Annotated in this window: 9 protein-coding genes; 4 read left to right on the forward strand and 5 right to left on the reverse strand. The window is 71.4% G+C overall.

Features of this window, described 5'->3' with window-relative positions:
- Positions 1 to 136 precede the first annotated feature (136 nt).
- Positions 137 to 2,575: a glycogen debranching protein GlgX gene (gene glgX, locus MXD95_RS18080; RefSeq protein WP_250641829.1), complete on the reverse strand. Its 2,439-nt coding sequence runs from the start codon at positions 2,573 to 2,575 to the stop codon at positions 137 to 139.
- Between the two features lie 221 nt (positions 2,576 to 2,796).
- On the opposite strand from glgX, the gene MXD95_RS18085 reads away from it, so the two are divergent.
- The gene (locus tag MXD95_RS18085) at positions 2,797 to 3,573 is read left to right on the forward strand and encodes an enoyl-CoA hydratase/isomerase family protein (protein ID WP_250641830.1); all 777 of its coding nucleotides are present in this window, start codon (positions 2,797 to 2,799) and stop codon (positions 3,571 to 3,573) included.
- 3 nt (positions 3,574 to 3,576) lie between these two features.
- Here MXD95_RS18085 and MXD95_RS18090 read toward each other — a convergent pair whose 3' ends face one another.
- Positions 3,577 to 4,656, reverse strand: coding sequence for an endonuclease/exonuclease/phosphatase family protein (locus MXD95_RS18090; protein ID WP_250641831.1), 1,080 nt, complete (start codon positions 4,654 to 4,656; stop codon positions 3,577 to 3,579).
- Positions 4,657 to 4,830: 174 nt separating this feature from the next.
- Complete coding sequence (locus MXD95_RS18095; protein WP_250641832.1) at positions 4,831 to 6,231, reverse strand: NsdA family TPR-like regulatory protein; 1,401 nt, start codon at positions 6,229 to 6,231, stop codon at positions 4,831 to 4,833.
- Between the two features lie 602 nt (positions 6,232 to 6,833).
- Between MXD95_RS18095 and MXD95_RS28580 the strand changes: the two genes are divergently transcribed.
- The 3 genes from MXD95_RS28580 (at position 6,834) to MXD95_RS18110 (ending at position 9,874) form a co-directional block, all read left to right on the forward strand.
- Entirely contained in the window at positions 6,834 to 7,619 is a 786-nt protein-coding gene (locus MXD95_RS28580) for an electron transfer flavoprotein subunit beta/FixA family protein (protein WP_250641833.1), read from the forward strand.
- Between the two features lie 12 nt (positions 7,620 to 7,631).
- Positions 7,632 to 8,594 (forward strand): electron transfer flavoprotein subunit alpha/FixB family protein, encoded by a 963-nt coding sequence (locus MXD95_RS18105; protein ID WP_250641834.1) that lies wholly within the window; start codon positions 7,632 to 7,634, stop codon positions 8,592 to 8,594.
- A 320-nt stretch (positions 8,595 to 8,914) separates the two neighbouring features.
- Positions 8,915 to 9,874 (forward strand): ROK family protein, encoded by a 960-nt coding sequence (locus MXD95_RS18110; protein WP_250641835.1) that lies wholly within the window; start codon positions 8,915 to 8,917, stop codon positions 9,872 to 9,874.
- A gap of 46 nt (positions 9,875 to 9,920) precedes the next feature.
- Here MXD95_RS18110 and MXD95_RS18115 read toward each other — a convergent pair whose 3' ends face one another.
- Both MXD95_RS18115 and mftE read right to left on the reverse strand, forming a co-directional pair.
- On the reverse strand, positions 9,921 to 10,817 hold the full coding sequence (locus tag MXD95_RS18115; protein ID WP_308301521.1) for a mycofactocin-coupled SDR family oxidoreductase: 897 nt from the start codon (positions 10,815 to 10,817) through the stop codon (positions 9,921 to 9,923).
- Between the two features lie 197 nt (positions 10,818 to 11,014).
- Positions 11,015 to 11,848, reverse strand: coding sequence for a mycofactocin biosynthesis peptidyl-dipeptidase MftE (gene mftE, locus MXD95_RS28985; RefSeq protein WP_250641836.1), 834 nt, complete (start codon positions 11,846 to 11,848; stop codon positions 11,015 to 11,017).
- Between the last annotated feature and the right edge of the window lie 1,096 nt (positions 11,849 to 12,944).

Raw genomic sequence — 12,944 nt, forward strand, 5'->3', positions numbered from 1 at the left:
ACCATGGCCCGGTACGACGACATCCGCGTACCGGGCCTTGGCAGTTGGGGAGCTTCGCACCCCCGGGAAGTCTGGCAGCCCTGGGGAGTCTGGCGGCCCTGGGGAGTGTGGCGGCCCGGGGGAGAGCGCTGGTGGCTCAGGCCGGTGGATGCGTCCGCAGCAGGACGACGCTGCGGGCGGCCACCGCCAGCTCCGCCCCCGCCGCCAGCACCCGTCGGGGCGCCGACCGCGTCGCCGGAAAGCCGCCGAGATCCTCCTCGGCGGTGTCCAGCAGCAGGTCGAGTCGTTCGGCCCAGGGCGCGCCGGGCAGCGTGACGCTGGTGTCGGTGCCGTCCGGATGCAGGATGCACAGCAGCCCCGTCTGGTCACCGACCGTCGACGTGCCCAGGCCCCCGGCCCGCGCCGCGCCGTCGACTCCGGAGCCGCCGAGTTCGCCCACCCGCTCGCCATCCGGTCCGTCCGCGGCGCCGGCGATGTGGGCGACGAGAGTGACCAGGTGGGCGGCCCACCAGTCCGCCTGGGACATCACCTTTCCGTCCTCGCGCAGCCAGGTGATGTCGGCCAGCCGTCCCGGCTCCGACTCGCCGCCGTGGAAGAACCGGTCCCGGTGCAGCGACGCCAGCTCACCCCGCATGGACAGCAGGCCCGCGACCAGCGACGCCAGCAGGGGATCGGGCCCCGCGGGATCATCGGCCCCGACGGCGGCATCAGCCTGCCCGGGCTCTCCCGTTCCCGCGGCTGCCCCGGCGCGACCGCGACCGCGAGCGCGACCGTCGGGCCTCGCGGGAACGCCCGCCTCCGGCTCGGGCCAGGCCAGCCAGGATGTCTCGTTGTCCTGGCAGTAAGCGTTGTTGTTGCCGCTCTGGGTGCGGCCGAGCTCGTCCCCGGCGAGCAGCATCGGGACCCCGGCGGACAGCAGCAGCGTGGTGAGCAGCCCCCGGCGTACCCGGCGGCGGGTGGCGAGAATGCCCGGATCGTCGGTCGGGCCCTCGGCGCCGTAGTTCGCCGAGCGGTTGTCCGACTCGCCGTCCCGGTTGCCCTCACCGTTGGCCTCGTTGTGCTTGCCGGCATACGAGACGAGGTCGGCCAGCGGGAACCCGTCGTGCGCGGTCACGAAGTTGACCGACGCCCATGGCCGGCGTCCGCCATGCTCGAACAGGTCGGAGGAGCCGGTGAGCCGGTAGCCGAGGTCGGCGACGCTGCTGGTGCGCCCGTTCCAGACATCGCGCACCGTGTCCCGGTAACGACCGTTCCACTCGGCCCACGGCGCGGGGAACGCCCCGACCTGGTAGCCGTCGGAGCCCACGTCCCAGGGTTCGGCGATCAGTTTGACCGACGAGAGCAACGGATCGGCGTGGATCGCGGTGAGCAGCGGCGCCGCCGGGTCGAAGCCGTCCGGGTTGCGCGCGAGCGCCGTGGCCAGGTCGAAGCGGAACCCGTCCACGCCCATCTCGGTGACCCAGTACCGCAGCGAGTCGCAGATCAGCCGCACCACGTGCGGATTCGTCACGTTGAGCGTGTTGCCGCAGCCGGTGACGTCCCGGTAGCGACGGGAGTCAGCGGGCTCGACCCGGTAGTAGGTCGTGTTGTCCAGGCCGCGCAGCGACAGCGTCGGCCCCCGCTCGCTGCCCTCGGCGCTGTGGTTGTAGACGACGTCGAGCAGGACCTCGATGCCGGCGGCGTGCAGCGCGGACACCATCGTCTGGAACTCGTGCGCCGGGTCCTCGGTGGCGGCGTAGGCGGCGTGCGGCGCGAAGAACGCCAGGGTGTTGTACCCCCAGTAGTTGGTCTTCGAGGCCTCGAGCAGGAACGGTTCGGTGACCGAGGCGTGCACCGGCAGCAGCTCGACGGCGGTGATCCCGAGCCGCGCCAGGCGGTCCACGACCACCGGATGACCCAGGCCCGCGTAGGTGCCCCGCAGCTGCGCCGGCAGCCCGGGATGCCGCCGGGTCAGGCCACGCACATGCGCCTCATACACGACCGTACGTGACCAGGGGGTGGCGGGACGGTTCTCGGCCGGATGAGAGAACGGACCCGTCCAGACCGAGCCCTGGGGTTCGGCCGGACCGAACCGGCCGGTGTCCGCCCTGCGCCGCCGGGCCGGCCGGAGCGGTCTGACGGCGGGGCCGAGCCGTCCACCCGCGCCGGTGACGACGCAGCGAGGGACATACGGCGCCGAATCGCGCTGGTCCGGGTCACGTCCGTAGGGATCACCGCCGCCGAAGCCGTAGATCGCCGGATCGGTGCGCAGGGCGCCGGACAGCAGCCGGGCATACGGGTCGACCAGGAGTTTCGCCGGGTTGTACCGCTGGCCGCGGTCCGGGTCATACGGCCCGTGGGCCCGCAGCCCGTAGTGCTCCCCGGGCTGGACCCCGGGCAGGTAGCCGTGCCAGACCCCGCCATCCCGCTCGGGCAGTCGGTGCCGGGTCTCGGCCCCGGACGCGTCGAACCGGCAGTATTCGACCGTGTCAGCCCCCGGGGCGACGACGGCGATGTTCACCCCGGCCCCGTCGAACGTCACCCCGAGCGGCTCCGGCGCGCCCGGGGCAACAGTGATACCTCGGACGTCGGACATTCGGCTGACGCTAGCCGACGTCGGACCTTGCTGCCGGCCGAACAACCACATACGTCACAGTAAGCGACGCCGAGCACGGTTCGTCCCACGCAGCGCAACCGGTGGGACCTTTCGGTAGGGGTCGCGCGCACGCCGCCCCGCTCGCGAGAGCGATGAAGATCAGCGTCGGTCGTCCTATCGTGGCCTGCGGCGGATTGACCCACGGTGGAAGGACCACGCAGATGAGTATCGTGCGGCTTGAGGTCGACGGGGGAATCGGCACGATCCGGCTCGATCGGCCGCCGATGAACGCCCTGGACGCCGAGGTGGCCGCGCAGCTACGGGAGATCGCCCTCGAGGTCACCCGGGACCCGGCGATCCGCGCGGTCGTTCTCTACGGCGGGGAGAAGGTGTTCGCCGCGGGAGCCGACATCAAGAAGATGGTGTCGATGGACTTCGCCGAGGCGTCCGCCTGGGATCGTGACCTGTCCACCACGTTCGAGCAGATCGCCCGGATCCCGAAGCCGGTGGTCGCCGCGATCACCGGCTACGCGCTTGGCGGGGGACTGGAGCTGGCGCTGTGCGCGGACTTCCGGGTGTTCGCCGAGAACGCGAAGGTGGGCGTGCCGGAGATCCTGCTCGGCGTCATCCCCGGCGCGGGCGGTACGCAGCGGCTGCCCCGGCTGATCGGGCCGGCCCGGGCGAAGGACCTGATCTTCAGCGGCCGACAGGTGCGCGCGGACGAGGCCGCGCGGATCGGCCTGGCCGACGTCGTCGTGCCCGCCGCGGAGGTTTTCGACCAGGCCCGCGAGATCGCCGAACGGTACGTGCATGGTCCGGCGCTGGCGCTGGCGGCGGCGAAGCAGGCCATCGACGAGGGCGGGGAGCTGGCCCTGTCGGAGGCGTTGCGGCTGGAGACGGCGCTGTTCGTGGGCCTCTGGGGCAGCGAGGACCGGCGGATCGGCATGGAGTCGTTCGTCGCCGACGGCCCCGGCAAGGCGAAGTTCTCCGGCCGCTGACCGCTACCGCATGGCCAGATCGGCGATGATCGGGAGATGGTCGCTGCCGAACTCGCGGCCGACCTGGAAGCCGGTGACGGCGAACGCGGGTGAGGCCAGCACGTGGTCGATGCGCAGCACCGGCGGCACGATCACCGCGGTGGCGCTCCACGTCGGCTCCCATCCGCCGCCGACGACGTCGTGGGCGTCGCGGACACCGGCGTCGACGAGCTGGCGGAACGGGCGGTGGTCCCGGGTGGCGTTGAAGTCACCGGCCATGACCACCGGGAGGGTGGCTGCCCCCGCCTCGTGGCGCAGGTCGGTGAGCTGGGTGCGCCAGCGGCTGGTGAAGGCGCTGGACGTCGGCGAGATGGTGTGCACGGCGTACAGCACGAAGCGCCGGTTCTCGTCGACCTCGACGGTGGCCCGCAGCGACGTCGACCCGCCGATGACCGGCGCGGACGCGTCCCGCAGCGGAAACCTCGAGTAGATCGCCGCGCCGGACGCGCCCAGGTGCGGATGGACCTCGTGGTAGGCATAGGGCCGCAGCGCGCCGGTGGAGCTCACCCGGGACAGCGTCAGCGGCGTCAGCTCGACGAGGACGAGCACGTCGGGATTGGCGGAACGGATCTGCGCGCCCAGCCGGTCGGCGTGCACGTTGTCGTAGCGCAGGTTGGCCGACATCACCCGCAGCCGGGCCGAGCCGGATGCGGCGTTTTCGGCGTGCCCGGGCAGCAGTTCGGGCACGGTCCAGAACGCGTGGACGGCGACGAGAGCCACCGAGAGGATCAGCAGGAGGTTGCGCCGCCGGGCGAAGGCCACCGCGACGCTGGCGTAGGCCGGCAGATAGAGCAGCGGCGTGAGCGCGTTGACGACGGTGTACGGCCAGTCGATCGCATCATCGAGACGCACCAGGCGGCCGAGCGCGAGCAACGCGAGAACCACCGTCACCACCCAGGCCACGATGGTGATCTGCTCGGGTACGCCCGGGACCGTCCAGGTTCTGGGCTCCGGGGCGGCGACCGGTATGTCGCCGGGCGAGGAGGGCGGGGGCGGGGGTGGTGTGTCCGGCGGGGTCGGCCCGGATTCCTGGGTGGAACTCACGATTCCTAGAGTGCCCGCCCGGCTCGCCCGGCAGCGCGCAGGGTACCCGGCAAGGGCGCCGCTACCCTGCGGCCGGGCGCGAGCCTGAGGCGACGCGCGGCGGGCCAGAGCCCGGTGTGGCGGTGGAGGGGAAGCGCGCTGGAGGCAGGCGGTGGGAGTAACAGGTGAGGAGCGTCAGGCGGCGCAGGGACCGCCGCTGGCGTGGCGACCGTGCCGCAGCAGCGGCCGGGCTCGTGCCTGCCATTCCCGCACGGCCACAGTGGCGTGGGTGTCGAGGGCCTGGTTGAGCTCGGAGAGCTTGGTGGTGATGCGCAGTGAGGTGACCTGGCCGGCAACGTCGAGGGCCCGTCCGCCGGCTTCGAGTGCGCCCTCCAGGTCCGGCGAGCTGCGCCGCAGGCGGGTCAGCGCCAGATCCGCCTCGGCGTAGCTGCGGGTGCGGGCGCGGGCGGCACCCTGCAGCTCGCGGGCCTGCAGCAGCATCCGTTCGGCTTCCTTCGCCCGGTTGAGCAGCAGCAGGCAGTGCCCGCGGCATTCCAACGCGTCTCCGCCGTTGTAGTGGCCGGCCCACGGCGGCGACTCCTCGCTATCCGCCTGGGAGATCGCGTGGTCCATCTTGTCCAGGGCGTCCCGGCAGCCGTTCTCGTCGCCGTTGCGGGCCAGCGCCCAGGCGTGCTTGTCGAACAGCATCGCGCGGACGGTCGGCGTCGAGTAGTCGGCCGAGCGGTTCAGCGCGGCCCGGGCCAGGGCCAGGCTCTGCCGCATGTGGCTGAGCTGCGCGGCCTGGTCGCTCATTCCGGACAGCACGCGCCCGGCGAGCATGGCGTCGTCGGCGTGTTCGGCGAGGCTCAGGGCCTGGATGTAGTAGCGCTGGGCCAGACCGTGGCGTTGGCTGTCCTGAGCGAGCCAGCCGGTGAACTGGGTGAGTTCGGCCAGGGCGCTGAACAGGTCGGGGTCGGGCCGTCGGTCGCGGGCAGCCCGGGTCTGGTCGTGCAGGAAGCTGATGACCTGGGGGCGGATCTCGCCGCTGCCGAACTTGGCATCGAGTCGGCGGAAGGTCTCGGTCACGTCGCGGATGAGGGCGCCGCCGCCCGCGCTCGGTCGGTGGGCGTCGGTGATGCGGTCGATCACGCCGGTGAGGCTGGACAGGACCGGATCGGCGAAGGCGGAGGCTATGAAGGCTGTGCTTTCCTGCAGCAGCTCGCGTCGATGCATGTCACGTCCCGAAAGTCCAGCAAGCGTGCGCAGGGTCTCCACGGGAGCACCCGCGCCGGTCAGGCCGAGGTCGTCGCGGCGGTAGGACTCGCCCCGCCAGCCCAGGTCGTTGGGCAGGACGGGATAGCCGAGCCCGGCCGAGAGCTCGGCCGCGGCGAGCTCGGCGACCATCGGGTCCCGCGGGCGCATGCCACGCCGCCAGTGACCGACCGTGGTGCGGGCCAACCCCAGATCGATCTGCCGCTGCTGCCGGGCGCGGGCGTTGACCTGGGCGGCGAACCTGGTGTCGGATACCCCGGCCTCGCGCAGCAGGCGGGCGAAAGCCGAGGTATCCGTCGAATCGTCTGATGGTGTTTTCGACATTGTTCCCCCGTCGATGTTGTGGGCGACCGTCGTCCAAGTCGGTTGCGCTGCGCGCATCCCACGGGGCAGAAAGTAGTTGATCGTTCACGTGCTGGGGAAGGGGGTGTGCAGAAGATGGCCGAAATGCACGCCGTTTCAGGACGGAAGCCTCTGGCGAACACGCCACGCTCGGCTGCCTGTTCCGGCGGGATCCGCAGGTCGTGCGCCTGAGATGGGCTGGTCGTGGCCTCCGCGTGGTACCGGTGTGTCATCGCGAGGTCGCCGATGTGTGATGGTGGCCGGCACTGGGCGGCACTGGGACGGGTGTCCGGCGGCTGTGGTTGCGCCGATGGGTGCCTGTAGCTGTAATGGATCGACGTAGTGGCATTCGGTCACCGGCGCCGCGGCGCCGTGATAGTCCCGTCACTAGGGATGGCCCCGTCGGGGTGCACGGACTAACCTCGGTGACGGCGTGTAGCCGTGATCGGTTCGCGGGGCGGCCGTCCAGGTCAGGGGCTTGGTGTGGCCCGCACCCTGCAACCGATCATCGAGCGCGGGAGCGCCCCAGATGCGACGATGTCAAGAGCACTGACATCGGAAGTTGGCTACGGAGGCCCCAAGGCGTGAACATCGTCGTTACCGTCAAGCAGGTTCCCGATACCTGGGCGGAGAAGAAGCTCGACGCGGCGGACAAGACGGTTGACCGCCAGAGCGTCGACAACGTCATGAACGAGATGGACGAGTACGGGGTCGAAGAGGCCCTGAAGATCAAGGAAGCGCACGGTGGCGAGGTCACCGTCGTCACCATGGGGCCAGCCAAGGCGGTCGAGACGATCCGCAAGGCCCTCTCGATGGGTGCCGACAAGGCTGTGCATCTCACGGACGACTCGCTGCACGGCTCCGACGCGCTGTCAACTTCCGCCGCGCTCGCCAAGGTGATCTCGACCCTGTCACCCGACATCGTCATCACCTCGTCCGAGGCGTCCGACGCCCGTGGCGGTGTCATCGGTGCCCTGCTGGCGGAGCGGCTCGGCCTGCCGCAGCTCACCCAGGCCCGCAAGGTCACGGTCGATCCCGGCGCGAGCACCGTCACGGTCGAGCGTCTCGCCGACAACGGCTACGCGCTGGTCGAGGCGAGCCTGCCCGTCGTCGTCGGCGTGGTCGAGAAGATCAACCAGCCGCGCTACCCCTCGTTCAAGGGGATCATGGCGGCCAAGAAGAAGCCGCTGACCACGCTTTCCGTCGCGGACACGGGCCTGGACGCCGCCTCCGTCGGCCTCGCCGGTGCCGCCTCGCAGGTCGTCACCTCCGAGTCCGCGCCGCCGCGTTCCAGCGGCACGATCGTCAAGGACGAGGGCGACGGCGGGACAAAGGTCGCCGGGTTCCTCGCCGCGCAGAAGCTCATCTGAGAGGTTTGTTCGATGGCTGAAGTACTCGTACTCGTCGAGCACGCCGACGGAGAGCCGAAGAAGGTCACCGCCGAGCTGCTGACCCTCGCCCGCACGTTCGGCGAGCCCGCCGCGGTGTTTCTCGGCGCGCCCGGAACCTACGCGAAGGCGAAGGACTACCTGGCCCAGTACGGCGCCGCCAAGGTGTATGTCGCGGAGTCCGACGACATCGCCGGCTACATCGGCGGCCCGGCCGCCGAGCTGCTCGCGAAGGTCGCCGGGGACGCCTCGCCCGTCGCCGTCCTGGTGGCCGCCACGGCGGACTCCCGTGAGGTCGCCGCCCGCGTCGCCGCCAAGCTCGACTCCGGCCTCATCTGGGACGCCACCGCGCTCAGCCCCGACCTGGTCGCCACCCAGGGCATCTTCGGTGGTTCGACGATCGTCACCTCCAAGGTCACCAAGGGCGTGCCGGTCGTCGTCGTGCGGCCGAACGCCACGGCGCCCGAGGCCGCTCCGTCCACCCCGGCGGAGCAGGTCCTGGACGTCGCGATCTCCGACGCCGCCAAGGGCGCGAAGGTCGTCGACCGGGTGGTCGAGGCCAAGTCGGGCCGCCCGGACCTCACCGAGGCGCAGGTCGTCGTCTCCGGTGGTCGCGGGCTCGGGGCCGCCGAGCACTTCGCGCTGGTGGAGAAGCTCGCCGACACCCTCGGTGCCGCCGTCGGCGCGTCCCGCGCGGCTACCGACGCCGGCTGGTACCCGCACCAGAACCAGGTCGGCCAGACCGGCAAGACCGTTTCGCCGCAGCTGTACATCGCGGTCGGCATCTCCGGTGCCATCCAGCACCGCGCCGGCATGCAGACCTCCAAGACGATCGTCGCCATCAACAAGGACCCCGAGGCGCCGATCTTCGAGTTCGCCGACTACGGACTGGTCGGTGACCTGTTCAACGTCGTGCCGCAGCTCACCTCGGAGATCGAGACCCGCAAGGCCGGCTGACCGGCTCCCGCCGCCGGCCGGCTCGCCCGTGCCGCCGGCAGTCGCGCTGCTCGACCTGGCCACGGTCGGGCGCCGCCCGCGTCCCAGGACGCCCCGGCGCCCGACCATGGTCGGGCGCGGTCGTGTCGCCGGAGCCATCATGATCTGATCGTGCCCGCGGGCAGGGTGACATCGGTCTCGCGTGGCCGGCCCGGCCTGGGCGCCTGCGTCCACGGGCTCCCGCCAGGCTGGCTATGGCCGCCGGTCCCGTGGTGGAGTCGACGGTGTGCAGTCACAGGCGGTATGCGACCTAGGCGGAGCTCCGGCGACGGGCAGGCGCGATGGGTGAGCGTGCCCTCGCCATCGACATCGGGGGAACGAAGATCGCGGCGGCAGTCGTGGACGCGGACGGTGCCCTGCGGGGCGCGGTCCGCAGGCCGGTGCCGGTCGTGTCCGGCCCATCCGGCGCCGAGCAGGTCTTCGCGGCGGTGTGGGACTGCGCGTACGAAAGCCTGCTGGCGGCCGGGGTCGGCATCGGCGAGCTTGCCGGAGTGGGCTGCGGCTGCGCCGGACCGATGCGGTGGCCGGCGGGGGAGGTATCCCCGCTGAACATCCCGGCGTGGCGCGACTTCCCACTACGGGAACGGTTGCGGGAGCTCGTCGATGACGCCCCGGTTCTCGTGCACAACGACGGGATCGCCCTCGCCGCCGGCGAGCACTGGGCCGGTGTCGCCCGCGGGGTGCACAACCTGCTCGCCGTGACCGTCTCGACGGGTGTCGGCGGCGGCCTGATCCTCGCGGGCCAGCTGCTGCACGGCGGATGGGGCAACGCCGGCCATATCGGCCATCTCACGGTCGCGGCCGACGGGCCGCCGTGCCCCTGCGGTGGCCAGGGTTGCCTTGAGGTCATGGCGGCCGGCCCGCACACCGTGCGCCGTGCGCTGGCGGCCGGCTGGGTTCCCCCGGCCGGGCAGCCCGCCGATGGGCGGGTGCTGGCCGCTTGCGCCGCCGCCGGGAACCAGACCGCGCGGCGGGAACTGGCCCGTTCGGGCAGTGCGGTCGGCGCCGGGATGGCAGCGGCCACGAACCTGCTCGACCTCGACGCGGCGGTCGTGGCCGGCGGGTTCGCCCAGTCCGGGCCGATCTTCTGGGATGCCATGCGTGCCGGCTTCGACCGCCATGCCGGCCTGGCCTTCTCCCGGCGGCTGCGGATCCTGCGCAGCGCCGATCCGGACCGCGTCCCCCTGTGGGGCGCTGCCGCCTTCGTCCTGGTCCCAGACCGGTACGGCTGGTCCGGCTGATCTCGTCCGATCGATCTTGATCGGCTTTTCGTCGGGCCAGGCGGGATCAGCCGGTGAAGCCCGCGTCCACGGCGAGCACCGATCCGGTCATCCCGCTCGAGGCGGGCGAGCATAGGAAGGCAACCGCCGACGCCACCTCCTCGGGACGCAGAAGTCGCCGCAGATAGGCGTGTCCGGCGAACTCCGCGGTGCTGGGCAGGTCGTAGATCCGGGCCGTCTCGAGCAGCATCGTGGTGTCCATCGAGCCGGGGCACACGACGTTAGCGGTCACGGAGGTGCCCGCGAGGTCCGCCGCAAGGCTGCGAACCAGTCCCACCACGCCGTGTTTGCTCGCCGAGTAGGCGGCCAGCCGAGGCAGCGGCCGGGTGCCCGCGGCAGAGGACACCGCCACGAATCGTCCCGCCGGCGCCGCGAGCAGGGTCGGAACCGCAGCCCGGATAACGTGAAACACCCCGGTCAGGTTGCCCGCGAGCAGCGTCTCCCAGGTGTCGTCGTCGGTCTGCCACGCCGGCGGACCGCCCGCGATGATGCCGGCGACGGCGACCGCGGCGTCCAGCCGGCCGAACCGTTCGAGCGCGGCCCGCACCGCCGCGTCGACGTCGCCCTGACGCCGCACGTCGGTTGGAATCGCGAGCGCGTCCGGGTAACGGGCCGCGACCGCGGCGAGATCGTCCCTGGTCGCGTAGGGGTAGCCGGACGCAGGTGTCGTCGGCAGCGCCAGATCGGCGAGGACGAGGCGGTATCCAGCCGCGTGCAGCGACGCCGCGACGGCCGCGCCAAGACCGCGGGCCGCGCCGGTGACCAGCGCCACCGGTGCGGCCTCCCGCCGTCCGCGTGGCCCCGCGGCTTCCGGCCGAACCTCCGCATCCGGCGCCACCGGCCCTTGCACAACCGCCCCCGCCACCTGCGCCCCTGGGAACTGTGCCCCTGGGACCTGTGCCACCGGGGCATCCGCCGCTGGGCCGCTTGCCGTTGGGGCGTCTGCCACTGGATCCACTCTCGCCGTCACCGCCGTCACCGATGCGCCGTCCGTTCTCCGGGTACCGACTTCCGATGAAACGCTCTCATCACGGAACTCGTTGCGTTTGCGCGGCGGGCCGCAGCGGGCCGCCGGGGGTACAGCAGCGCCTGGGACGGCGGTCATGTCGTCGGGTGCGCGGTACGTCGCCGTGGGGCGGGGATTCCGCTACGTGCCGCCCAGGCCAACAGATGCTCGGTCGCGTGATCGATGTAGGCGGCGAGCAGGCAGGCCCCCTCGGCCGCGGACGCTCCGGTCGGATCGCCCAGGACTCCGGAGGAGCTGAGTGCCGCGACACCATGTGCCACGAGCGCGTCCAGGGAAGGCACCGGACCGGCGGTGGCGCGGTCGAGCCGTACGTGCTGCGGCGCCAGGTGCAGTAGCAGAGACGTTTCGGTACGCCCGGCGTGCAGGTCGCCGGCCACGCTCATCGTTCCAGCCGGGCCTGGCCGACCAGCCGGATCCGCCGGGGCAGCCAGGCCGGTCAGCGTAGCCGGATCCGACGCACGCGGTGTGGCGGGTCGCGGTGGTCGGGCGGCGCGGGCAAGGGCTGCGGTCGGAGCCCAGAGCAGGACCCGCCGGCCCTCCGCCCCCAGGACGGACGTGGCTTGGCGTAGACCTTCGAGGTTGCCGCCGTGCCCGTTCACCAGGACCACCCCGCTGGCGGTGTCATCCGCCGAGCGGACGATCTCGATCATCACGCGGGCAAGGACCTCCGTGCCGAGAGACAGGGTGCCGGGGAAGCCCGCGTGCTCGCCGCTCGCCCCGAAGGGCAAGGCGGGGGCGACCAGAAGCGGAGTCAGGCGGTCGGCAAGCCCGAGCGAGACCGCCATCGCCACCCGCATGTCGGTGTCGAGCGGGAGATGCGGTCCGTGCTGCTCGGTGCTGCCGACCGGTAGAACAAGGATCGGACGCCGACCCTCGAGATCAGGCCAGGTGGAGTCCCCGAGTATCACTCTCCACCTCCCTGTCGCTGCCCACTGCTGCTGCTGCTGCTGCCGAGCGTCTCTACCGGCGCCCTTCACCCCCAGGCGTCCACGGATCCCCTGCCAAGGAGATCGCCCGCAGCCGCCGTGGCCCTCCGGCGTGGACGGCCCCGGTCCGGTCTGGCCCCGCGCGATCCCGGTGCATCCCAGCACGAGGTGTCGGTGCCGGTCGAGCGATGCGTCCGGGCCCGCCAGCCGCGCTGTCCGTAGGCGGCTACCCCAGCGGTTCCGCCCCGTATCCGCGGTGGCCCCGTATACCCCGCCACGCGTCTGTCGCTGCCGCCTGCCGGCCGTTGTCGTCCGACGTCCGCGATTCAGCCGTCTGCCGTCTGCCGTCTGTCGTCTGTCGGCCGACGGACGGCAGACGGACGCCGCCCGACGCCCGCTGGAAGCCGGCCGCCACCGCTGGGTTCGCGGACCGGCCGGCCGAACTTCCGGGCGGTCGGCGGGTTTGGCCCTGGTGAGGGACGGGTAGACCGGTTTTGGAGGCAGAGGCAACTCGGAGCCGGGAGGGCCGGGAAGCAGCCCGGCGGACCGTGCGTTGGAGCTGGTAGCTCACCGTTGGTCGGTGGTGCCAGAAAGTTATGGCCGCGTGTCCGCGCATGGCGCCTCTCGTCGTGTAGAGTTCCTCTTCGTCGCCCACTGAGCTCCACTGCGAGCCGGGGTGTCGCGTAGGACCAGATCTCCTCCGAGGGGGCACAGACCCCCCGAGGAAACGGGCCGCGGACGGTGCGATAAGGTAGTGAAAGTGGCAGTCCTTGGCTTACCAGGGTGTAGACCTGAATGAAGCCGAAGCGATTTGACACAATCCTTCCAAAGCTCGTAAGGTTGAAACATCGCTCAAGCGCTCGGAATTCGGGCCACGAGCACGTGAGACCTCGTAAGAACCTGTTCAGATGAAAGTCAAACCGCAACAGAAAACGCGATTTGACAGCCACTGAAAAGGCGGGTAACTTAAAGAAGCACCGGAACGAAGCGGAAGCTTAAAACCGGTAAGCGTCTGCTCCTTGAGAACTCAACAGCGTGCCGATTGTCAGTGCCAAATATGTTTTACCCCCTCTTTTGC

Origin of the sequence: Frankia sp. AiPa1, from assembly GCF_023243075.1 — a bacterium.
GTDB lineage: Bacteria > Actinomycetota > Actinomycetes > Frankiales > Frankiaceae > Frankia.